This window comes from Rhizobium sp. N731, from assembly GCF_001664145.1.
GTDB classification, from domain to species: Bacteria; Pseudomonadota; Alphaproteobacteria; order Rhizobiales; family Rhizobiaceae; genus Rhizobium; species Rhizobium esperanzae.
This window is the reverse complement of sequence record NZ_CP013601.1, coordinates 4,212,051-4,233,773: the sequence shown is the minus strand read 5'-3', so window position 1 is coordinate 4,233,773 and position 21,723 is coordinate 4,212,051. Positions and strand designations below refer to the sequence as shown.

The 21,723-nt window shown below is 61.8% G+C and carries 20 protein-coding genes and 1 riboswitch; of the genes, 5 read left to right on the top strand and 15 right to left on the bottom strand.

Translation table 11 applies throughout. The features are described from left to right. Positions 1-222: 222 nt before the first annotated feature. Positions 223-1,281 carry a lysine-2,3-aminomutase-like protein gene (locus AMK02_RS20475; protein WP_064805664.1) on the bottom strand — a complete coding sequence of 353 codons (1,059 nt, stop codon included), beginning with the start codon at positions 1,279-1,281 and terminating at the stop codon, positions 223-225. After that, positions 1,278-2,339: an EF-P lysine aminoacylase EpmA gene (gene epmA / locus AMK02_RS20470; protein ID WP_064805662.1), complete on the bottom strand. Its 1,062-nt coding sequence runs from the start codon at positions 2,337-2,339 to the stop codon at positions 1,278-1,280. The genes AMK02_RS20475 and epmA overlap by 4 nt, the downstream gene beginning before the upstream one ends. A 147-nt stretch (positions 2,340-2,486) precedes the next feature. Here epmA and efp point away from each other — a divergent pair, with 147 nt between their 5' ends. Together efp and AMK02_RS20460 are read left to right on the top strand one after the other, a co-directional pair. Continuing rightward, a complete protein-coding gene (gene efp / locus AMK02_RS20465) occupies positions 2,487-3,056 on the top strand; it encodes an elongation factor P (protein ID WP_064805660.1) in 570 nt (189 codons plus the stop codon). 174 nt (positions 3,057-3,230) lie between these two features. Beyond that, complete coding sequence (locus AMK02_RS20460; protein WP_064805658.1) at positions 3,231-3,659, top strand: lipocalin-like domain-containing protein; 429 nt, start codon at positions 3,231-3,233, stop codon at positions 3,657-3,659. A gap of 22 nt (positions 3,660-3,681) precedes the next feature. Here AMK02_RS20460 and AMK02_RS20455 read toward each other — a convergent pair whose 3' ends face one another. The 6 genes from AMK02_RS20455 to metA all read right to left on the bottom strand — a co-directional run bounded on the left by AMK02_RS20455 (position 3,682) and on the right by metA (position 9,670). Further along, complete coding sequence (locus AMK02_RS20455) at positions 3,682-4,410, bottom strand: SIS domain-containing protein (RefSeq protein ID WP_064805656.1); 729 nt, start codon at positions 4,408-4,410, stop codon at positions 3,682-3,684. 18 nt (positions 4,411-4,428) lie between these two features. Next, on the bottom strand, positions 4,429-5,580 hold the full coding sequence (gene nagA, locus AMK02_RS20450; protein WP_064805654.1) for an N-acetylglucosamine-6-phosphate deacetylase: 1,152 nt from the start codon (positions 5,578-5,580) through the stop codon (positions 4,429-4,431). Next, the gene (locus tag AMK02_RS20445; RefSeq protein WP_064805652.1) at positions 5,580-6,611 is read right to left on the bottom strand and encodes an SIS domain-containing protein; all 1,032 of its coding nucleotides are present in this window, start codon (positions 6,609-6,611) and stop codon (positions 5,580-5,582) included. The genes nagA and AMK02_RS20445 overlap by 1 nt, the downstream gene beginning before the upstream one ends. Beyond that, a complete protein-coding gene (locus AMK02_RS20440; RefSeq protein ID WP_064805650.1) occupies positions 6,604-7,380 on the bottom strand; it encodes a GntR family transcriptional regulator in 777 nt (258 codons plus the stop codon). Before AMK02_RS20440 ends, AMK02_RS20445 begins: the two co-directional genes overlap by 8 nt. Positions 7,381-7,604: 224 nt before the next feature. Beyond that, entirely contained in the window at positions 7,605-8,627 is a 1,023-nt protein-coding gene (locus AMK02_RS20435) for an aldose epimerase family protein (protein WP_064805648.1), read from the bottom strand. 119 nt (positions 8,628-8,746) lie between these two features. Beyond that, positions 8,747-9,670 carry a homoserine O-acetyltransferase MetA gene (metA, locus tag AMK02_RS20430; RefSeq protein WP_064805647.1) on the bottom strand — a complete coding sequence of 308 codons (924 nt, stop codon included), beginning with the start codon at positions 9,668-9,670 and terminating at the stop codon, positions 8,747-8,749. A gap of 49 nt (positions 9,671-9,719) precedes the next feature. Further along, positions 9,720-9,797, bottom strand: a riboswitch (SAM riboswitch). A gap of 153 nt (positions 9,798-9,950) precedes the next feature. On the opposite strand from metA, the gene AMK02_RS20425 reads away from it, so the two are divergent. Next, positions 9,951-11,807 (top strand): ABC transporter ATP-binding protein/permease, encoded by a 1,857-nt coding sequence (locus AMK02_RS20425; protein WP_064805645.1) that lies wholly within the window; start codon positions 9,951-9,953, stop codon positions 11,805-11,807. A gap of 67 nt (positions 11,808-11,874) precedes the next feature. Here AMK02_RS20425 and AMK02_RS20420 read toward each other — a convergent pair whose 3' ends face one another. Genes AMK02_RS20420 through AMK02_RS20410 form a run of 3 tightly spaced genes read right to left on the bottom strand, consistent with a single transcriptional unit; the run spans position 11,875 to position 14,942 of the window. Further along, on the bottom strand, positions 11,875-13,695 hold the full coding sequence (locus tag AMK02_RS20420) for an ABC-F family ATP-binding cassette domain-containing protein (protein WP_064805643.1): 1,821 nt from the start codon (positions 13,693-13,695) through the stop codon (positions 11,875-11,877). A 3-nt stretch (positions 13,696-13,698) separates the two neighbouring features. After that, entirely contained in the window at positions 13,699-14,355 is a 657-nt protein-coding gene (locus AMK02_RS20415; protein ID WP_170965842.1) for a thiamine diphosphokinase, read from the bottom strand. 59 nt (positions 14,356-14,414) lie between these two features. Beyond that, positions 14,415-14,942, bottom strand: a complete 528-nt coding sequence (locus tag AMK02_RS20410; protein WP_064805640.1) for a MarR family winged helix-turn-helix transcriptional regulator — start codon at positions 14,940-14,942, stop codon at positions 14,415-14,417. 114 nt (positions 14,943-15,056) lie between these two features. Here AMK02_RS20410 and AMK02_RS20405 point away from each other — a divergent pair, with 114 nt between their 5' ends. Next, positions 15,057-16,595 carry an MDR family MFS transporter gene (locus AMK02_RS20405; RefSeq protein WP_064805639.1) on the top strand — a complete coding sequence of 513 codons (1,539 nt, stop codon included), beginning with the start codon at positions 15,057-15,059 and terminating at the stop codon, positions 16,593-16,595. 386 nt (positions 16,596-16,981) lie between these two features. After that, a complete protein-coding gene (locus AMK02_RS20400; RefSeq protein WP_064805637.1) occupies positions 16,982-18,526 on the top strand; it encodes a M48 family metalloprotease in 1,545 nt (514 codons plus the stop codon). Between the two features lie 52 nt (positions 18,527-18,578). On the opposite strand, the gene AMK02_RS20395 is transcribed toward AMK02_RS20400, so the two are convergent. The 4 genes from AMK02_RS20395 to AMK02_RS20380 form a co-directional block, all read right to left on the bottom strand. Further along, on the bottom strand, positions 18,579-19,442 hold the full coding sequence (locus AMK02_RS20395) for an RNA polymerase factor sigma-32 (RefSeq protein ID WP_064806404.1): 864 nt from the start codon (positions 19,440-19,442) through the stop codon (positions 18,579-18,581). A 376-nt stretch (positions 19,443-19,818) separates the two neighbouring features. Next, positions 19,819-20,391, bottom strand: coding sequence for a CarD family transcriptional regulator (locus tag AMK02_RS20390; protein WP_011427211.1), 573 nt, complete (start codon positions 20,389-20,391; stop codon positions 19,819-19,821). A 394-nt stretch (positions 20,392-20,785) separates the two neighbouring features. Continuing rightward, positions 20,786-21,124, bottom strand: coding sequence for a ferredoxin FdxA (gene fdxA, locus AMK02_RS20385; protein ID WP_011427210.1), 339 nt, complete (start codon positions 21,122-21,124; stop codon positions 20,786-20,788). Between the two features lie 193 nt (positions 21,125-21,317). Next, a complete protein-coding gene (locus tag AMK02_RS20380) occupies positions 21,318-21,722 on the bottom strand; it encodes an RNA-binding S4 domain-containing protein (RefSeq protein ID WP_064805635.1) in 405 nt (134 codons plus the stop codon). Between the last annotated feature and the right edge of the window lies 1 nt (position 21,723).

The window sequence follows — 21,723 nt, the reverse complement described above, 5'->3', positions numbered from 1 at the left end:
ACCGGCGTTCATCGCCTTGTCATGAGCGTTCTTTTAGTGCGGAAAACAGAACATTCCGCTAATTTGTTGGGTTAAAGATGATTGTTCCTCATAGTTAGGATTTTAGCGATCCTTCCGAAGGGGCGCGAATATTTATTTTATATCAACTGGCTAAGATCAATTCGGCGATAATGCTCGACACAGCTTCCGGCGCCGCGAGTACAGAAATGATACGGAAAGCCGCTAAGCCTCGTCAGTGGGCGGATAGCAATGCTCGCCGTCGCGGTAATCCGAAACGGAATAACAGCCGTCGCCCGTCGGCCGGATGCTGCTTCCGCTGACGACGGCCTTGCCGTGACCGCCCGGAATATCGAGGATGTAGGTCGGCTGGCAAAGACCGGAAATCCGTCCGCGCAGCGCCGCCACGATCCTCTGCCCCTCCTCGATCGTCAGCCTGAAATGGCTAGTGCCCGGCGCGAGATCGGGATGATGCAGGTAATAAGGTTTGACACGGGTCTCGACGAAAGCCTTCATCAGTTCGGCAAGAATTGCGGGATCGTCGTTGACACCCTTGAGTAGCACCGATTGGCTGACCATGGCGATTCCGGCATCGATAAGGCGCGCGCATGCCGCACGCGCTTCCGCCGTCAATTCTGTGACATGGTTGGCGTGCAGCGCCACATAGACTGTCTTGCCACTCGCTTTCAGCGCGGCGATGAGCGCCGCGTCGATTTTCTCCGGATCGACGACGGGAACGCGCGTGTGGAAACGCACGATCTTCACATGCGAGATATCAGCGAGCGCCTCCATGATCTCGCGGAGCCGGCGCGGCGAAAGCACCAGCGGGTCGCCGCCGGTCAGGATGACCTCCCAGATCTCCTGATGGCTCCTGATGTAATCGAAGGCTGCCTCCATCGCCGCCGCATCGAGCGTGCCGAGGCCCTGCGGCCCGACCATTTCGCGGCGGAAGCAGAAGCGGCAATAGACCGGGCAGACATGCACGGCTTTCAGCAGCACCCGGTCGGGATAACGGTGCACGATGCCTTCGACCGGGCTGTGAGCGTGATCGCCGATCGGATCGGCACGTTCTTCCGGCGCGACGATGAGTTCGGCGGTGTCAGGCACGAATTGCCGGGCGATCGGGTCGTTGGGATGGTTGCGATCGATCAGTGTGGCGATGGCAGGCGTCAGGGCAATTGCGTAACGGGCGGCCACCGCCTCGAGCGCTGCGCGGTCGGCAGGCGCGGCAAGCCCGGCCTTCACCAGATCGTCGACGTTTTTGACCGGTTTGACTGCATTCATCTTCCGTACTCCGCGACCGGCGCCCACAGCACCTGATCGATGCGCGACGCTCCCGTCGCCAGCATCACCAGCCGGTCGAAGCCGAGCGCGATGCCGCTTGCCTCGGGCATCAGCGACAGTGCCGAAAGGAAATCCTCGTCGATCGGATAGATCTCGCCGTAGATACGCGCCTTCTCGGCCATCTCGATCTCGAAGCGCCGCCGCTGTTCGCTTGCGTTGGTGAGCTCGCCGAAACCGTTGGCAAGCTCGACGCCGCAGGCATAGAGCTCGAAACGCTCGGCAACCCGGGGGTCGCGCGCCGAGGGACGCGCAAGTGCGGCCTCAGAGACAGGATATTCGTCGAGAATGGTGATGCGGCCGAAACCGAGATGCGGCTCGATCTTTTCGACCAGCACCCGGCTGAACAGATCGGCCCAGCCGTCGTCTTCGGCGACACGCATGCCGACGCGCTTGAGCTCGGCCGCCAGATGATCGCGATCGGTCGATCCGTCAGCAGCGACGGAAGCGAGAAGATCGATGCCGGCATGACGCTCGAAGGCTTCGGCGACACTGATCCGCTCCGGTCCCGCGAAGGGATCGCTCTCGGCGCCGCGATAGGCGAACACCGGCGTCTTTATCGTTTCTGCCGCCAGCGCCAGGATCCGCACGCAATCCATCATCAGGCTCTCGTAGCTTTCGCCGGCCCGATACCATTCGAGCATGGTGAATTCGGGATGGTGCAACGGCCCGCGTTCGCGGTTGCGGTAGACATGGGCAAAACAGGCGATGCGCTTCTCGCCGGCCGCAAGCAGCTTCTTGCAGGCGAATTCCGGCGAGGTGTGCAGGTAGAACGGCGCCGTCTGACCGTCCGTCGTTATCGCCTGCGTCGCGAAGGCATGCAGATGCGCTTCGTTGCCGGGCGAAACCTGCAGCACCGCCGTATCGACCTCGATGAAATCCTCGCGCGCGAAAAACCCGCGCAATGCCGCCTGAATCGCATTGCGCCCGATCAGGAACGGGCGGCGATCGGCGTGCACGGACGGGGTCCACCAGGGGGACACTTTGGCCGAAAAGTTCATTCCAAGCTTTCTTCGCCGGAGAAGTCGGTATGGGGGTGGCTATTTCCCGGATTTTAGGTTAGTTGCGCCCCCAAAGAAAAACATTTGCGTCTTGGGGCGTCTCGACAGTCCTCTACGACGCCGAAAGCCGAGTTACAAGGAAGTCTTATGGTCAAGGTCATCGCCTCTTCGGTCCGCAAGGGCAACGTTCTCGACGTGGACGGCAAGCTCTACGTCGTTCTCACCGCCCAGAACTTTCATCCGGGCAAGGGCACGCCGGTCACTCAGGTCGACATGCGCCGCATCGTCGACGGCGTGAAGGTCTCCGAGCGCTGGCGCACCACCGAACAGGTCGAGCGCGCCTTCGTCGAAGACGTCAACTTCCAGTACCTCTATGAAGATGGCGAAGGCTTCCACTTCATGAACCCGGCGACCTACGACCAGGTGGTCGTCAGCCAGGAAACCATGGGCGACCAGAAGGCTTATCTCCAGGAAGGCATGACCTGCATCCTGTCGATCCACGAAGGCATTCCGCTGGCGCTCGAACTGCCGCGCCACGTCACGCTCGAAATCGTCGAGACGGAACCGGTCGTCAAGGGCCAGACGGCGTCCTCTTCCTACAAGCCGGCCATGCTCTCCAACGGCATCCGTACCTCGGTGCCGCCGCATATCGATGCCGGCACCCGCGTCGTCATCGCGACGGAAGACAATTCCTACGTCGAACGCGCCAAGGATTGATCTCGGCAAGGGCTGCTTCTAGCAGCTACTTCTCGACGCATGCATGAATACGGGGCCGCCGTCTCGGCGGTTCCGAAGTCGAAGCAGCCTCGACCGGTATCGCGGCTACATCTGTCCCGCACATCCACCATCTGATATTGTCGGCTCATCCAACAGCGCTTTTGGAGGGGACCGATGGCGAATGTTGCCGCACTGGTTGGAACCTGGCGAATGATCTCCTGGACCCGAAAGGTCGTGGCGTCAGGTGAAGTGACCGACGCCATGGGGGCCGATCCCATCGGATATATCGCCTATCATGCCGATGGACGCATGATGGCGCTGGTCGTGAACCGTCATCGGACCGCGCTCAAGGGGCCGCGGCCCGCGGACGATGAAAAGATCGCGCTTTTCGATTCCATGCTGGCCTATTCCGCTTCCTACACGCTGGAGGACGATAGGGTTATCCACCATGTCGATGCGAGCTGGAATCCGGCTTGGGGCACAACCGACCTCATCCGTCCCTACATCCTCGACGGCGATAGGCTGGTGATCAGCGACGCGCCGGGAACAGACCCGACGACCGGCGAAGAAGTGATCTACCGGTTAGAATTTCGGAAAGTTTGAAGACGCCCAACGAGGTGCGCTCTCAGAGGTGCGGGTTGCGCGGCCGGTATTTCTTGACGAGCTTCTGATTGATCTCGGCTGCCCCCGGCATGTTGGCGCTGAGATAAACCGGCGCATTGCCTGACTTGGAAAGCTCCGAGGCGACTTCGGCAAAGATCGCGTTGATGATGGTCACCCCGACCGCCGTCGAGACGGGCCCGACCCGAAGTCCCGTTCCTTCAAGATCGACAACGGCATCACCCGGCGGCAGTCCGTTGTCGAGCACCACGTCGGCGACGTCGGCGAGCCGGCGGCGGCCATTGGCGATCGCTGACGAATAGGCGATCGAGGTGATGGCGATCACCTTCGCGCCGATGTCGCGGGCGTAGTCGGCGGCCTCGATCGGAGCGGCGTTCACGCCGGAATTCGATGCAATGATAATGACATCGCCTGGCTGCATGCCGTAACGCTCCAGCATCGGCCGCACCAGGCCCTGGGTCCGTTCATAGACCGAGCTGATCACCGCACCTTCGTGCAGCATGGCCGATCCGACAAGCACCGGCACAGTGAAGGCGAGCCCGCCGGCGCGATAGTGCACTTCTTCCGCCAGCATATGCGAATGGCCGGTCCCGAAGACATAAACGCGCTTGTCGCCGCGGGCTGCATCGAGGATCACCGACGCTGCCTGCGCCATCGCCTCGGCAAGCGCCTGCTTCAACGTCTCCAGCCGACCGATCAGATTGGAGAAATAGGCATCGGTGATATCAGTCATCCTACGTCTCCTTGAGGGTCAGGCCGCTTCGCCGGCAAGCCAGGTGGCGGTAACAGTCAGCGCGTCGGTGAGATGGACGAGATCGGCGCGCGCGCCCGGCGAGAGATGGCCGCGATCGGCAAGCCGGAGGAAACGTGCGGGATAAAGGGTCGCCATGCGCAAGGCCTCGGCGAGCGTTAGGTCGAGATAGGTGACGCCGTAACGGATCGTCGAGATCATGTCGACGTCGGAGCCGGCGAGCGTGCCGTCGGACAGCACCAGCTTCGAGCAGAAGCCGCCCCTTTCGCGCCGGACGGTGCGCCCGTTCAGCGTGAACGAATCCTTCTCGGAACCGACGAGCGACATCGCGTCGGTGACAAAGAACAGTTTGCCTTCACCGCGCTTGGCGCGCAGCGCCGTGCGCAAGGCCTTCGGATCGACGTGATGACCGTCGGCGATGATGCCGCACCAGGTGGAGGGATGATCGATCGCGGCGCCGACCAGGCCTGGCGCACGGTGCCCCAGCTGACTCATGGCGTTGAAGAGATGCGTGACGCCGCGCGCTCCGGCATCGAAACGTTCCTCCGCCGCCTCGCTAGAACAATCGGAGTGACCGATGCTGACGGTGACGCCCGCTTCCGCAAGTTCGCACACCTGAGCAACCGTCACCTGCTCGGCGGCAATAGTGACAAGCAGCGTGCCGATCGCCTCACGCGCCCGGATGAAGGCCTTGACGTCGCGGTCCTCGACCGGCCGCATCAATTCGGCCAGATGCGCGCCCTTGCGGGCCGGCGCCAGATGCGGGCCTTCGAGATGCAGGCCGGCAACGCCGCGGTTTTCCTTCACAGCCTCCTTCGCCGCCTCGATGGCGGCGTTGGTTGCCTCCGACGTATCGGTGATCAAGGTCGGCAGCAGCGACGTCGTGCCGTAGGGCCGATGCCCGCCGGCAATGATGTCCATCGACGTTGGCGACGGCTCATCGTTCAGCATTCGGCCGCCGCCGCCATTGACCTGCGCATCGATGAAGCCGGCCGACAGGACGCCGCCTTCCAGTTTGACCGTCTCGCCACCCGGCAGGTCGTTTCCTGCGACGATCGCCTCGACGCGGCCGCCCGCGACAATGAGCGCCCTGTCGTCATGGAAGCGCTCGCCATCGAAGATGCGGGCGCCAACGAAGATCTTGCGGGCCATCAGACCGTCTCCGTCACCTTGAGCAGGTTTGCCGGCCGGTCGGGGTCGAAGCCCTTGCGGCGCGTCACCGACTCGATCAGCCGGTAATAGACGAGCAGCGACACCAGGGGATCGATGAGGCCGTTGCCGGTCGTCGGCACCCGAAGATTGATCCCGGAGAGCGGCTGCGTGGAGAAGCCGACGGTGGTGGCGCCGAGCTTCTGCAGGCGTTCCAGCGCCTTGCCGTTATTGGCGAAGGCCGCGTCGTCAGGCGCGAAGGCGACGATCGGAAAGCCCGGCTGCACCAGCCGCATCGGGCCATGCATCAGTTCCGCCAGCGAAAAGGCCTCGGCGTGCAGACCGGAGGTCTCCTTGGCCTTCAGCGCCGCCTCGAGCGCGATCGCGAAGGCCGGACCGCGGCCGGCGGTATAGAGCGAGGTTGCATGGAACAGCACCTCCTCGGCTGCCGCCGTATCGATGCCGGCCGTCGCCGAAAGCGCCTCCGGCAGTTTTTCCAGCGCTGCCTGCAGGTCGGATGCGCCGCCGATCGCAGCCGTCACGCCGGAAAGGGCGGCGACGGAGGCGATGAAGGATTTCGTCGCCGCCACGCTCTTTTCGGCGCCGGCATTGAGGCCGAGGACGATGTCGGCCTGTTTGGCAAGCGGGCTGTCGGTGACGTTGACGACGGCGATCGTCGTTGCGCCGCCCTTCTTCGCCGCCTCCTGTAGGGCGACGATGTCGGGGCTCGCGCCCGACTGCGAGACGGTGAAATGCACGCCGCCCTTCAGGTGCAGGGCGGCACCGTAGACGGAAGCGATCGACGGGCCGACCGAGGCGACCGGAACGCCGCAGGTGATCTCGAACAGATATTTGAAGAAGGTGGCGGCGTGGTCCGAGGAACCTCGCGCCGCCGTCGTCACCACGCTCGGGCGGGCGGACGAAAACAGCCGGGCGATCTCGGCAAAGACCGGTTTTTCCTTTTCGAGAAGCGTGGCCACCACCTCGGGTGATTGGCCGGCTTCCTGCAGCATCAGCGACTGGTTCTCACTCATGGTCATCTCCAATTCTCAATTCGGCAACGAAATCATAGGCATCGCCGCGATAATGCGAGCGCGTGTATTCGACGACGCGCTGGTCTTCCAGGCGCGAGACACGTTCGATCAGAAGCGCCGGCGCGCCTGTTTCGACGTTCAGCATCGCGGCATAGGAGGCATCGAGCGTGACGGCGGTCAGCCGCTGCAGCGCACGCACCGGCCGATGGCCGCTCGCCGCCAGCGCATCGTAGAGCGATCCTTCGCCGCCGGCGTTCTCTCCCAGAAACTTGACCGGCACGACGGCGCGCTCGATCGCCAGCGGCAGGCCATCGGCGAGGCGCAGCCGGTCGAGCCTCAGCACCGGTTCGTCGCCGCCGAGGCCGAGCAGGAAGGATTCCTCCGGCGACGGCGTGTTGACCTCCCGCGACAAGATGCGTGCGGCCGGCAGACGCCCGCGCGAGCGCATGTCGGCGGAGAAGGAGGAAAGCCGCCAGAGCGACTGTTCCATGCGCTCCACCTTGCCGGATACGAAAGTACCGCTTCCATGGCGCGATTCCAGTGCGCCCGCCGCCAGCAGGTCGCGATAAGCGGTGCGCACGGTGACGCGGCCGAGCTTGAGAGCCTCGGCAAGGTCGCGCTCGCCGGGCAGCGCCGTGCCGGCTTTCAGCAAGCCCTCCTGAATGAGGCTGGTCAGCGCTTGCGCCAGCCGCTTGTAGAGCGGCCCGGCCAGCGCTTCGCCGCGCAGGCCGCGTCTATTGAGTTCAGCTACTAGACTGGTTCTATCCATGGACACGCAATAGAACCTATATAGAACCAATCGGCAAGCCTGAATCGCAAGACGCAGAAGAAAAAACCCTCTCCGGCAATCCGAAGAGGGTTCATAGCGGTCAAATTTGACAGCCGTGCGTCTCAGAGCATGCGCGCAAAAGTGTGGGGCGGTTTTGCGATAACGACATGCATAAAAGCAAAACCTAAAGCACGAGGAGCGAATCTGAAAGATCGCGAGAACGTTCAGCTCTTGCTGAAGATATAATCCGTTTCCTGGCGCAGCACCTCGCCCGGACGCAGGACCGCATTCGGGAAGCCCTCGTGGTTGATCGCATCCGGCCAGACCTGCGTCTCCAGGCAGAAGCCGGCGAACGGGCCGTATTTGCGCCCGCCGAGGCCGGGAGCCCCTGTATTGAGCTTGAAGCCGGCATAGAACTGCACGCCGGGCTCGGTGCTGCGCACTTCCAGCGACACGCCGGAATAGAGGCTGCGGGCGAGTGCCACAGTCCGCTTGGCGGTGCGTTCGCGGGACAGGCAGAAATTATGGTCGTAGAGCACCTGTTCGCTGCCGACGAAACGCTTCATCGGGGCCATCTCACGGAAATCGAATTCGGTGCCGGCAACGGGCCGGATTTCGCCGGTCGGCACTTGCTTCTCGTCGGTCGGAAGATAGTGATCGGCGGCGATCATGATGTCGTGGCCCAGCGCATCGTCGCGGCCGTCGAGATTGAAGTAGGCGTGCTGGCAGACATTGGCGAGCGTCGGCTGATCGCTCGTTGATTCGTAGGTGATCGACAGTTCGCCGTTGCCGTGCACCCGGAACGTCGCCTGGATGGTGCAATTGCCGGGATAGCCGGCGCGGCCGTCGGGATCGACGATCTTCATCACCAGGCGGTCGGCCTCATGCTCGACGATCGTCCAATTGCGCTTGGCGATATTGTCGCTGCCGCCATGTAGATGTGTGACGCCGTTTTCGTTCGGCTCGAGCTGATAGTCCTTGCCATCGAGCGTGAACCTGCCGCCGCCGACGCGGTTGGCGCAGCGGCCGGGCGTCGCGCCGAAATAGGCCGAATAGAGGGGATAGCTGTCGAAATCCTCGAAGCCGAGTTGAAGCGGCGCCTCATGGCCTGCTAGGCGCAGATCCTGGATGACGGCGCCCCAGGTGATGATCCTGGCCGTCAGCCCGCCGCCCTTGATGACGACGCGATAGACGGTTTCGCCCGCCTTCGTCTGCCCGAAAACTTCCCGCTCCAACTTCTCCGACATGATCGACCGTCCGTTCCTTTGCGCGTCCGATAAAGACGCGCGGCGCTATAGGGTTCCGGACCGGAACCTGCCCGCATTTGTTCCAAATCGCAACCGGGCAGGTCAGAAAGAAATGCCGTTCAGAGATCCATGCCGATCTCTTCGACGTCATAGGGCGTTGTCTGGTAAATCTCGTTGATCCAGTTGCCGAACAAGAGATGCGCGTGGCTGCGCCAGCGGTTCTGCGGGGCAAGCGTCGGATCATTATGCGGGAAGTAATTGTGCGGCATCTTGATCGGCACGCCGGCATCGACGTCGCGGAAATACTCGTCGGAAAGCGAGGTGGAATCATATTCGACATGGTTGAACATGTAGAGCCGCCGGCCCCTCTTCTCGTGCACGAGGCACACGCCCATCTCGCTGGATTCCATCAGGATTTCCAAGCTTGCGGATTTCTCTATGTCTTCGCGGCGCACCTCGGTCCACCGCGACACCGGCACCTCGAAATTGTCGGAAAAGCCGTTCAGATAGATGGAAGCTGGCTTCAGGTTCCGGTGGCGGTAGACGCCAAAGGCCTTTTCCTTCAGCTCATATTTCGGAACGCCGTGGAAGTGATAGATCGCCGCCATGGCGCCCCAGCAGACGTTCATCGTCGAATGGACGTTGGTCTCGGTCCAATTGAAAATCTCCTGCATCTCTGCCCAATAGGTCACGTCCTCATAGGGCAGAAGCTCGATCGGCGCTCCGGTGATGATGAAGCCGTCGAACTTGCGCTGCTTCACCTCTTCCCAGGTCTGGTAGAAGGCGAGCAGGTGATCTTCGGATGTGTTCTTGGCCTTGTGGCCGCCAATGCGGATGAGCGACAACTCCACCTGCAGCGGCGAAGCGCCGACGAGACGGGCCATCTGCAGTTCGGTCTTGATCTTGTTGGGCATCAGGTTGAGCAGGCCGATCTGCAACGGTCTTATATCCTGACGGATCGCCATCGTCTCGGTCATCACCCGCACACCTTCCTGAACCAGGGTTTCGAAAGCGGGCAGCGTATCGGGGATCTTGATGGGCATCTGCGGTCAACTCGATCAAAAATAAAAAACCGGCGGCGAAAAAATCGCTACCGGTCCGCACGCGGCCCTTTAGCGACTTTTTTAACGTGGCTGCAAGCCGGCCGGCCAAATCACCACGGAGTGCCTTAATTAGTCCCAGTTGAGCCGCGAATCAACTCCGAATGCATGCGGGAGCGGCACGTCAAGAATCATCACACTTTAATGACTGATAGAATCTGTTGATAGACCGGTAACGCCACCATGTTAATAATGACAGTATGGGCGGTGTTGGAAAAGCGTGATGGCAGATAAGATCGAAGGGAGGCCGGGCATCCGGAAGCAGGATAGAGTAGGGTATGATTTCAGCCTGACATATCGCCTCGGGGTGATGTTCTCAGCATTCTGGAATTCGCAAGTGCGTGGCAAGGTGCTGTTTCTGGCGACCGTGCTGATCCTCGTCATCCTGGCGACGGCCTATGGCCAGGTCATCCTCAACGAGTGGAACGCCCCCTTCTACGATTCGCTCGAGCGCCGCGATCTCGGCGAGTTCTTCCACCAGCTCGAAATCTTCGCAATGATTGCCGGCACGCTGCTGCTGCTCAACGTGCTGCAGGCCTGGCTGAACCAGATGACGGCGCTCTATATGCGCGAGGGCCTGTCGCGTGATCTCGTCGACCAGTGGCTGAAGCGCAAGCGGGCGCTGCGGCTCGCCTCGAGCGGCCTGATCGGCGTCAATCCGGACCAGCGCCTGCACGAAGATTCCCGTAACCTCGCCGAAAGCACGACGGGACTCGTGCTCGGCCTCTTGCAGTCGACCATCCTTCTGGTGAGCTTCATCGGCGTGCTCTGGGAGCTGTCGAGCGGCTTCATCTTTCGCATCAGCGGCCACAGCTTCTCCATACCGGGCTATATGGTCTGGGCGGCGATTTTCTATGCCGCTTCCGCCTCAGTGCTGAGCCAGGTCGTCGGCCGCAAGCTGGTCAAGCTCAATGCCGACCGGTTCTCGAAGGAGGCCGAGCTGCGTTTCACGCTGATGCATGCCAATGAGAACATGCCGGCCATCACCGTCGCCCGCGGTGAGGAGAACGAGCGCCGGCGCATCAATACCGACATCAGCTCGGTACTGAGGGTCGTCAAGCGGCTCGCCATGGCCAATACCAATCTCACCTGGGTTTCGGCCGGCTACGGCTGGCTGGTGATCGTCATTCCGATCATCGTTGCCGCACCCGCCTATTTTTCCGGCGGCCTCACCCTCGGCCAGCTGATGATGTCGGTCGGCGCCTTCAACCAGGTCAATACCGCCTTGCGCTGGTATGTCGCCAATTTCGGCCCGATCGCCGAATGGCGTGCCACGCTGATGCGCGTCACCGACTTCCGCCAGGCGCTGCTCGACATGGACGAGGACTTTGGCGTGAAAGGCAGCATCGCCTATGAAAACACCGCCGCCGACAGGCTGACGCTGAAGGATGTGGTGATCAATGCCAAGATTGGCGAAGACATCGAGGAATGCGGCGGTTTTCGCCTGCGTGAAACCGATATCGTGATCAAGGCCGGCGAAAAAATCATGATCAACGGTGATCATAGCGTCAACCGCAAGCTGCTGTTTCAGGCCTTGGCCGGGCTCTGGCCGTGCGGCAGCGGCACGATGGGTCTGCCGCCGATCGACGACATGCTGTTCGTTCCGCAGATCGCCTATATTCCGGGCGGCACGCTGCGCGAGGCGCTTGCCTTCCCCGAAAGCCCCGATGCCTACGAGCAGGCTGCCGTCGAGGCGGCCCTTGAAAAGGCCGGCCTGCACTCTCTGATCGCAAGGCTCGATACCCGCGCCCGCTGGGACAAGCTGCTCGACGGTGATGAACAGAAGGCGATCGGCTTCGCCCGCCTGCTGCTGGTGCGCCCGCGATGGATCATCTTCGACGAAGTGCTCGAGGGCATGGAGCCGGAATGGCAGGAAACTATGTGCAGCGTGCTGACTTCGATGCCGGAAACCGGCATGATCTATATCGGCCGCTCTGAAACCTATCTGGAGGCGCTGCAGCCGCGGGTGCTGCATCTGCAGGCTCTGCCTTCGAGATCCGAAGAGCCGCAGCAGCAGGTCGTCCAGACCGGCGCCAGCGCCAGTGCCGGCGCAGCCGCCGTGCCCGCGCCGGCGCTTTAGAGCTGCCCCAATCGTCTGGCTGAATCTTTGCCCGCACAGATGAGGCGAGCGGTTGAGTGCGAGAGTCTCAGCCTTCCAGCTCTTCCCGCAGTATTTCGAGCTCCAGCCACTCCTCTTCCATCTTGGTCAGGCTGGAACGCAGCTTTTCCATCTCGCCTGCAAGCCGGTTGAAGGCAGCGGGGTCGCGTGTGAAGAGACTGGGGTCGGCCATGACCAGTTCGCGCTTGGCGATCTCGGTCTCGGCCTTGGCCATCTCCTTCGGCAGATTGTCAAGCGCGAATTTCTGTTTGAAGGAAAGCTTGCCCTTCGAGACTGCGCCGGAAGCGGTTGTCTCCTGCGTCTTCGGTTTTTCTGCCGCCTTCTCGGCTTTCCTGCGCTCTTCGAGTGCGCCCTTGCGCTGCGCCAACATGTCCGTGTAGCCGCCGGCATATTCGATCCATCGGCCGTCGGGCGCATCCGGCACGGCGGGCGCGATCGTCGAGGTTACGGTGCGGTCGAGGAAGTCACGATCGTGGCTGACGAGGATGACGGTGCCGGGAAAGCTGGCGACGATCTCCTGCAGGAGGTCGAGCGTCTCGATATCGAGATCGTTTGTGGGTTCGTCGAGAATCAGGAGGTTTGCCGGGCGCGAGAGGATGCGCGCCAACATCAGCCGGGCGCGCTCGCCGCCGGAGAGGCTCCTGATCGGCGTGCGCGCCTGTTCCGGTTGGAACAGGAATTCCTTCATGTATCCGGTGACATGGCGCTGCTCGCCGTTGACGAGCAGGTTTTCGCCGCGCCCGTCGGTCAGGTAGTTTGCAAGCGTATCCTCGGGATCGAGGTCCTCGCGCTTCTGGTCGAGGGTGGCGATCTCCAGGTTGGTGCCGAGTTTTACCGTGCCGCTATCCGGCGAAAGCTGGCCGGTCAGCATTTTCAGGAGTGTTGTCTTGCCGGCGCCGTTCGGCCCGACGAGACCGATGCAATCGCCGCGATGCACGCGGATCGAGAATGGTGTGACGATGGCCCGGTCGCCGAAGCTCTTGGTGATCTTCTCGGCCTCGATGACCAGCTTGCCGGATTCCTGCGCGTCCGAAACCGTCGCCTGCACCGTGCCTTGCGGTCCCTTGTGGCCACGATATTGCGAACGCATCGACTGCAACTCGCCGAGGCGGCGCATATTGCGTTTGCGCCGGGCCGTGACGCCGTAGCGCAGCCAGTGTTCCTCGCGCTCGATCGCCTTGCCGAGCTTGTGCTGCTCCAGCTCCTCAGCCTCCAGCACTTGGTCGCGCCAAGCCTCGAAATGCGCGAATCCCCTGTCGAGGCGGCGCGAGGCGCCGCGGTCGAGCCAGACGGTCGCGGTCGAAACCTTCTCCAGGAAACGCCGGTCGTGCGAGATCAGCACAAGGGCGCTGCGGGTCTTCTGCAGCTCGCCTTCCAGCCATTCGATCGTCGGCAGGTCCAGATGGTTGGTCGGCTCGTCGAGCAGGAGAATGTCGGGCTCCGGTGCCAGCACGCGGGCAAGGGCGGCCCGGCGCGATTCGCCGCCGGAAAGGGTGCCCGGATCTTCCTCGCCGGTCAGGCCGAGATGCGACAGAAGATAGGTGACGCGATAGGGGTCGTCGCCCGGTCCCAGCCCGGCCTCGGCATAGGCCTGGACCGTGCTGAAGCCGGCAAAATCCGGCGCCTGTTCGAGATAGCGCACCGTCGATGACGGATGACGGAAGACTTCGCCGGACTGCGCCTCGACCAGGCCGGCGGCAATCTTCAGCAGTGTCGATTTTCCCGAGCCGTTGCGGCCGACGAGGCAGATCTTGTCGCCGGGCTCGACCTGCAGCGCTGCACCCGCCAGAAGCGGTGCGCCGCCGAAGCTAAGGAAGATATCGTCGAGTTTGAGGATGGGAGGGGCCAAAAATCAGACTCCGGAAAGATCATAGGGGCGGGCAAGCACGATCGCCCGGCCGCTCTCGAGCGAAAAGCGAACCTTGCCTTCCGCGACGTTGGAAATGGTGCGCGATGAGCCGAACGGCAGGTGGAAATCCGTGAGCGGATAACGCGCATTCTCGATCGAAAGTCCGGTCAGCGGACCAAATCCGGGCACGGAAAACAGGCTGCCTTTGGGAAGATCGAGCTCGATCGTGCCGGGAACCAGCGGCACTGCCTCTTCCTTGCCCGAGGTCAGCAGAACGTCGAAACCCTTTTCCGCCAGGCCGACAGCCGACAGCAGATGCTGAAGCGCATGGTCGGAGCGGTCGCCGCCGAGCGCGCCGGCGAGGATCAGCCGCCGCGCCCCACGCGCGATCGCTTCCGACACGGCGATTTCGCCGTCCGTTGCCGCCTTGGCTGCGGGATAGGGCTGCTTCGGCACATCGAGAAAACCCGCTTCGAGATCGGGGGGCGTCGAATCGAAATCGCCGACCCAGAGCTCAGGCATGACACCAAGCGCCATCGCATGCCGCATGCCGCCATCGGCCGCGATGAAGCGGCTGCCGCCGATCGCCTGGCGCAGGCGTTCCGTCAGGCTGAGTTCGCCGCCGAGCAGAATGGTGAAGGTGGATTGGCTCATGGGCATTGCCCTTAGCGCAAACGGGGGGGCGAGGGGAAGGGGCACCGACGGACGGCGCTTTCGCCTCAACCGGGCGTGTCCTTGTCGCGCGACAGAAAGATCGCCTCGTAGCCACCGATGAAACGTTCGAACAGCGTCGCGAAACGCTCTATATCCTCGCGTGGCCAATTGGAGACGATCTCGGAGATGATGGCTATTTTCTGCGCGTGGATCTCGGCAAGCAGCGCCTGGCCAGCGTCGGTGATGACAACGACGATCCGCCGCGCATCAGCCTGTGAGGCCTCGCGCCGCAACACATTGCGCCCGACCATTTCGGCCACGACCCGGCTGGCGCGCGACGGATCGATGCGCAGCATCTCTGCGATCATGCCGACAGTGACCTCGCCGGGCGGCTCAGCCCGCCGCACGGCGTCCAGCACGTCGAGATGGGAAAGCTCAAGGCCCGGTGCGGCACTCTGGATCGCCAGCCTGCCGATCAGCCGCCGCCCGGTCATCAGACGCATGCGCGCCATGCTCCTGCCAATGCGAGGCAGATTCTCATCGTCCGGCTCGGCCCGACTGTTGGACAGAATCTTCGTCAGCGTCTCATTCATGATGGAACCATAACAGAGCGGAGGTCAAAATTGAATATGCCGGGGTCACTTATGTGTCATTGACAATTACATGCTGATAGCACATAAAATAATTCGAACCCGGAAGTACGCCTCATGGACATGCAACCCGCGCCTGCGCCGCTCGTGACGGATCCTCGTCGCCGGCTTATCCTCTTCTTCTTTCTGATGACCGCCATGTTCATGGCGACGCTTGATAATCAGATCGTCTCCACGGCGCTGCCGACGATCGTCGGTGAGTTCGGCCATCTCGAGCGTTTCGGCTGGATCGGCTCGGCCTACCTGCTGGCGCTCAGCGCCGTCATGCCGCTCTACGGCAAGCTCGGAGATCTCTTCGGCCGCAAATATGTGATGATGACGGCGATCGCAATCTTCACCATCGGCTCCGCGGTCTGTGGCCTCGCCGTCTCGATGAACGCGCTGATCGCCGCCCGCGTGCTGCAGGGCCTCGGGGGTGGCGGCATCATGGTATCGATCTTTGCCGTCAACGCCGATCTCTTCGAGCCGCGCGAGCGGGCGCGCTATCAAAGCTATTCCAGCCTCGTGCTGATGGCTTCAGGCGCGATCGGACCCGTGCTCGGGGGAACGATGAGCGATCTCTTCGGCTGGCGTTCGATCTTCCTCGTCAACGTGCCGATCGGTTTCATCGTGCTCACCGGCCTTGCCTTCATGCTGCCCTACCGCAAGCCGTATCGGCGCCCGAAGATTGATTATGCCGGCGCGCTCCTGATCGCGCTGACGACGACGAGCATCGTGCTTGCCACAGACAGCAGCGAATTGTTCGGCTCGTTGATCTCACCACAGAGCATGGGGATTGTCGCCTTCGGCGCCGTCTGCGCCGTCGCCTGGGTGTTCGTCGAGCGCCGTGCACCGGAGCCGATCGTTCCCCTGCAGCTCTTCCGCAATTCGACCTTCAGCCTGCTGCTGGTAATATCGGTGATGGGCGGCGCCATCGCCATCGGCATGGTCAACTATCTCGCTCTCTTCCTGCAGACGACGACCGGCCTTTCGCCATCGGCCGCCGGCCTTCTCTTCATTCTGCTGACCGGTGGTCTCGTCTGCGGATCGCTGTCGGCCGGGCGTATCATCTCGATGACCGGCCGCTACAAACCCTTCGCCATCGCAAGCCTCGCCTGCAGCGCCATTGCCTTCGCGCTGATGTCGCAGGTCCATGCGGGAACTCCGATCGCTTTCATCGGCGCGATCATGATGCTGCATGGCATCGGCATCGGCCTTGCGCAGCAGGTCCCCGTCATCGGCGTGCAGAATGCCGCCCCCGCCCGCGAAGTCGGCGCCGCGACCGGCTCGGTCACGCTCTCGCGCATGGGCGGTGCCTCGATCGCCATATCAATTTATGGAGCGATCATCGCCTCCGGGCTCGGCAAGGTCGGCGCTCCCATTCCCGGTGTTGCCGATATCGAACAGCTGACGCCGAAGATGATGGCTGCCCTTCCCGAAGCGAGCCGCCAGGCCGTCGCGGATGTCTATGCCGCCGCCTTCTCGCCCCTTTTCATGACTTCCTGCGCCATTGCCCTGATCGGCCTTGCTGCCGCAATGACGCTGAAGCCCGTGCAGCTGCCGCGCACCGGGGAAACGAAGCGACCGCAATCGGCGGCGGCGGAAGCGGCGGAATAGTGGGCGGCATACGGGAATATTTCACCAGCAGACGTTCCATTATCGCGTAAATAAATTAAAAGTTGCGATTTTCTCGGAGAGCTGCCGTTTTCCAGCCTGTTGCTTCAATCACGCCGTTCTTTTTCCGTGCCGCCGACAAATCTATGCCTGGTGACGGAATTTTCGCCATAATTTCATCCGAGCGAAGGGAACCTCGATGCCTGAGGCTTGCTAAAATGCAACGGCGCCACAATTAAACAGAGTCTCGCTATGCAACCGATGCGTAAATCAGTTACAGCAACGACGTGTATCGGCCTAGCATGCGGCGCGAGATCAGGGGTGCGCACCTGTTGAGTTCCCCTTGCCAAGGCCGGTCCCCATCTGCGGCAAACCGGCAAAACAGCGACATGATGCGGAGAACCAGACTGGACAGCTTGACGACGTGGAAATCGCCCGCGCTTTCCAGTGATGCCATCTCTGCGGCGCGCCGCTTCGCCCGTCGCCTCACGCTGCTTTCAACCGTGGCAATGGCGCTGAACGGGTGTCAGTCGCTAATCGAACAGTCCTACCAGCCGAGCATCTCGCCTTCCTCCAATCCCCAGATCGTCGACGAGGTGCAGAAGAACGATCCGCGCGCGGCGATGGGCGCCCGCGAGCATCCGCGTATCGTGGCAAGCTACGGCGGCGAATATAAGGATGCCAGGACCGAGCGCCTCGTCGCCCGCATCGCCGGCGCGCTGACGGCGGTGTCGGAGAATCCGAGCCAGTCCTACCGCATCACCATCCTGAACTCGCCTGCGATCAACGCCTTTGCGCTGCCGGGCGGGTATCTCTACGTCACCCGCGGCCTGCTCGCTCTTGCCAACGACGCCTCGGAAGTCGCCGCTGTGTTGTCGCACGAAATGGGCCACGTGACAGCGAACCACGGTATCGAGCGGCAGAAGCGCGAAGAAGCCGAAGTCATCGCCAGCCGCGTCGTCGCCGAGGTCCTTTCGAGCGACATCGCCGGCAAGCAGGCGCTTGCCCGGGGCAAGCTCAGGCTTGCCGCCTTCTCCCGCCAGCAGGAGCTGCAGGCCGATGTCATCGGCGTGCGCATGCTCGGCGAAGCCGGCTACGACCCCTATGCCGCCGCCCGTTTCCTCGATTCCATGGCGGCCTACAGCCGCTTCATGTCGGTCGACCCGGAAGCCGACCAAAGCCTCGACTTCCTCTCGAGCCATCCGAACTCCGCCCAGCGCATCGAGCTGGCCCGCACCCATGCGCGCGCCTTTGGCCAGGAAGGGACGGTCGGCGACAAGGGCCGCGATTATTATCTCGACGGCATTGACGGCCTGCTCTACGGCGACAGCCCGGAAGAAGGTTACGTACGCGGCCAGACTTTCCTACATGGCGGCCTCGGCATCCGCTTCGACGTGCCGGTGGACTTCAAGATCGACAATAAGGTCGAAGCCGTGATGGCCACCGGCCCCAACGACATCGCCGTCCGCTTCGATGGCGTCGCCGACAACCAGAACCAGAGCCTCACAAACTACATCTCCAGCGGCTGGGTGACCGGTCTCGACCCATCGACCATTCAGCAGATCACCGTCAACGGTATGGAAGCAGCCACCGCGCGCGCAAGTGCCGACCGCTGGGATTTCGATGTCACCGTCATCCGCAATAATGCGCAGATCTTCCGTTTCCTGACCGCCGTGCCGAAAGGCAGCGACGCCCTCGAACCGACGGCCAATGTTCTGCGCGCCAGTTTCCGGCGCATGACACCGGCCGAAGCTGCCTCGCTGAAGCCGCTGCGCATTCGCGTCGTCACCGTCCGGCCCGGCGAGAACATCTCGACGCTTGCCGCCCGCATGATGGGCACCGACCGCAAGCTCGATCTCTTCAAGCTCATCAATGCCCTGCCGACGGGTGCGGCCGTTTCCCCTGGCGATCGCGTCAAAATCATCGCCGAATAAAAAAAGCCCGGCTTGCGCCGGGCCAGTCGGTGCTGCTGGAGGGTTAAGAAGTTCAAGCGTAGGCCGCCATATGGGGGTCGGCGCTGACCAGTGCGCTGCGAAGCTTTTCCATCGCCCGGCTTTCGATCTGGCGCACGCGCTCCTTGGAAATGCCGAGATCGGCGCCGAGTTCTTCGAGCGTGGCGCCGTCTTCCGCCAGGCGCCGGGCGCTGATGATCTTCATCTCGCGTTCGTTGAGATGTTTCAGCGCCGAGGCGAGCCAGACGCGGCGGCGCTCGCCGTCGATCATATTGGAAACCTGCTCGTCCGGCAGCGGATCGTCGCTGACGAGGAAATCCATCTTCTCCGCACTCTCGGAATCGCCGGAGACGGAAGGCGCCTGCAGCGAAGCGTCGTTGCCTGAAAGCCTGGCATCCATGGTCTGCACATCGGCGAGGCTGACGCCGAGAGCCGCGGCGATTTCCTGATGAATGGATTGCAGCGTCAGCTGCGTATCGCCTCTGGCGAGTTTGGCGCGCAGGCGGCGCAGATTGAAGAATAGCGCCTTCTGCGCCGAACTGGTGCCGCCGCGCACGATGGACCAGTTGCGCAGGATATAATCCTGGATCGACGCCCTGATCCACCAGCTGGCATAGGTCGAAAAGCGCACGTCGCGTTCCGGTTCGAAACGCGCGGCGGCTTCCAGCAGGCCGACATAGCCCTCTTGCACGAGGTCGCTCATCGGCAGGCCGAAATTGCGGAACTTACCGGCCATGGAGATAACCAGGCGCATATGCGCCATGGCGATTTGGTTGCGCGCACCGCGATCGTCGTGATCTTTCCAGCGGGTGGCGAGATCGTGCTCTTCCTGACGGGCGAGATAGGGGGCGGCCATCGCGATTTTGATCATGCGCCGATCTGCAGACATGTTCTTCATTTCGATCTCCCAAAACAGGCCTTCGCCCTCAAAATGAACAATAAAACTCACCTCCCGGAACATCGCTGTCCGGATTGAATGGGGTTCCGAATGCAAAAGGGCCTCACCCTGGACTTTTCAGGGAAAGGCCCTAGTTCTCATCATGTGCCGCTAAGACGGCTGGGTCGGACCTGTTTCTTCACGTTGCCGAACGGGCAATATTGAAAAGGCATGAGCCGCTCCTCACCGAATATTGACGGAATAGCAGTTCGCCCGACGAGCCAGCGCCCGACGAGCAGTCCGCAATTACGTGTAGTAAACGCGTCAGTCGGGAAAAAGTTCCAATAAAAAACCCGGCGCGAAGGCCGGGTTTTTTCATGGGAGAGACAGGCTTGCCTTAAGCGGCTTCGTCCTGCGAATCGTCTTCTTCGATCGCCTTGCCGCGCTTCGGACCCTTGTTGAGGTTGGTCTCGACGAGGCGGACAGCTTCGGTTTCCGACATCTTGTTGACAGCGGCGATTTCGCGCGCCATGCGATCGAGCGCTGCTTCGTAGAGCTGGCGCTCGGAATAGGACTGCTCGGGCTGGTTTTCTGCACGATAGAGATCACGCACGACTTCAGCGATGGAAATCAGATCGCCGGAATTGATCTTGGCATCATATTCCTGGGCGCGGCGAGACCACATGGTGCGCTTGACGCGCGCCTTGCCCTGCACAACCTTCAACGCACGATCGACGAAATCCGTTTCCGAAAGCTTGCGCATTCCGATGCTCATCGCCTTGGCGACCGGAACCTTCAGGCGCATCTTGTCCTTTTCGAAATCGATAACGAAAAGTTCAAGCTTCATGCCGGCAACTTCTTGCTCTTCGATAGCGGTGATGGTACCGACGCCATGAGCGGGGTAGACGATCGATTCACCGGTCTTGAAGCCGTGACGTGCTGTAGAAGGTTTTTTCTGCTGAGTCGTCATTCTATTCAAAAACTCCCTGTTACGCTTCCGGCGGCGGCCGGAGCCGGGTCAGTCAGGCCCGGTTGAGACGGTTGCATCCGTCGGGTGACTTCACTCTGGTCCCATCAGGCAAAAGCAAGGACTTCTTGCGCGCGATCTGGGGGACCCGGCGCTCAAAGCGTTGATATGTCACGGAAACCGCGTACGGATTGGTTTTGCTTTCGTGATGGTTTTGGGCATGCGTCATGCCACAAATGGAACAGTAGGCGAAACCTATCACAAAAATATGAGGAAATCAATAATTTGCTTCGTCTGAGTCATGCGGGCAACACAGATCACCCATATGCCAGACGCAGGATTTAAAACGTTTCACCGCATGGCCGCTCAAATCCGGCGGCCGAATCGCGCAACCGTCTTAGTCGCCGGAACCGGGTTTTTCGGAGAAGTATTTCTCGAATTTTCCGGTCTGGCCATCCATTTCCTTGGCCTCCGGCAACGGGTCCTTCTTGACCGTGATATTCGGCCAGATGCTGGCGTACTCGGTATTGATCTTCAGCCATTTGTCGAGGCCCGGCTCGGTATCCGGCTTGATCGCCTCGGCGGGACATTCCGGTTCGCAGACGCCGCAATCGATGCATTCGTCGGGATGGATGACGAGAAAATTCTCGCCTTCATAAAAGCAGTCGACGGGGCAGACTTCCACGCAATCGGTGTATTTGCACTTGATGCAATTGTCGGTCACGACATAGGTCATGAAGAACTCCAGGATTTCATGCGGATGGGGCCGGGCAACCTGGAACGTCGCGCCTATCCCCTTGCCGGGCGAAAAGCGTGGACAGGCTTGGCAGGCAAGCACGCTTCCGGCAAGTTGTCAGTGACCTATCGGCTTTAGCGCCGGATTTCAAGGATAAACGATCTGCAAAAGCCGCCACCACAGACAGAGTTTTCTAATCCTCGTCCGACATCAGCCTGTCGATTGCGCGTCTTTCCTTCTTGGTCGGACGGCCGGTACCGGTCGCACGGGTCGCTTGCTCAAACGGCGTGAGGCGTTTTGTCTCATCCGGCGGTGGGGATTGGTCGTCGTAGAGCAGGCGAGCCTCCTCATAAGGACCCCGCCGCTCCCCGGCGAGACGCACGACGAGGACGACGTCGCGCCGCTCCAGCGTCAGTTCGACGCGGTCGCCCGGCTTGACCATCTGGCTCGGGTGACTGCAGCGCTCGCCGTTGATGCGCACGTGCCCCGACTGGACATGGCTCTGGGCCAGCGAGCGCGACTTCACCATGCGCGTGAAGAACAGCCACTTGTCGATGCGCTGGCGCGAACCGCTTGCCGGCTGTGTCTCCCCGCCCATG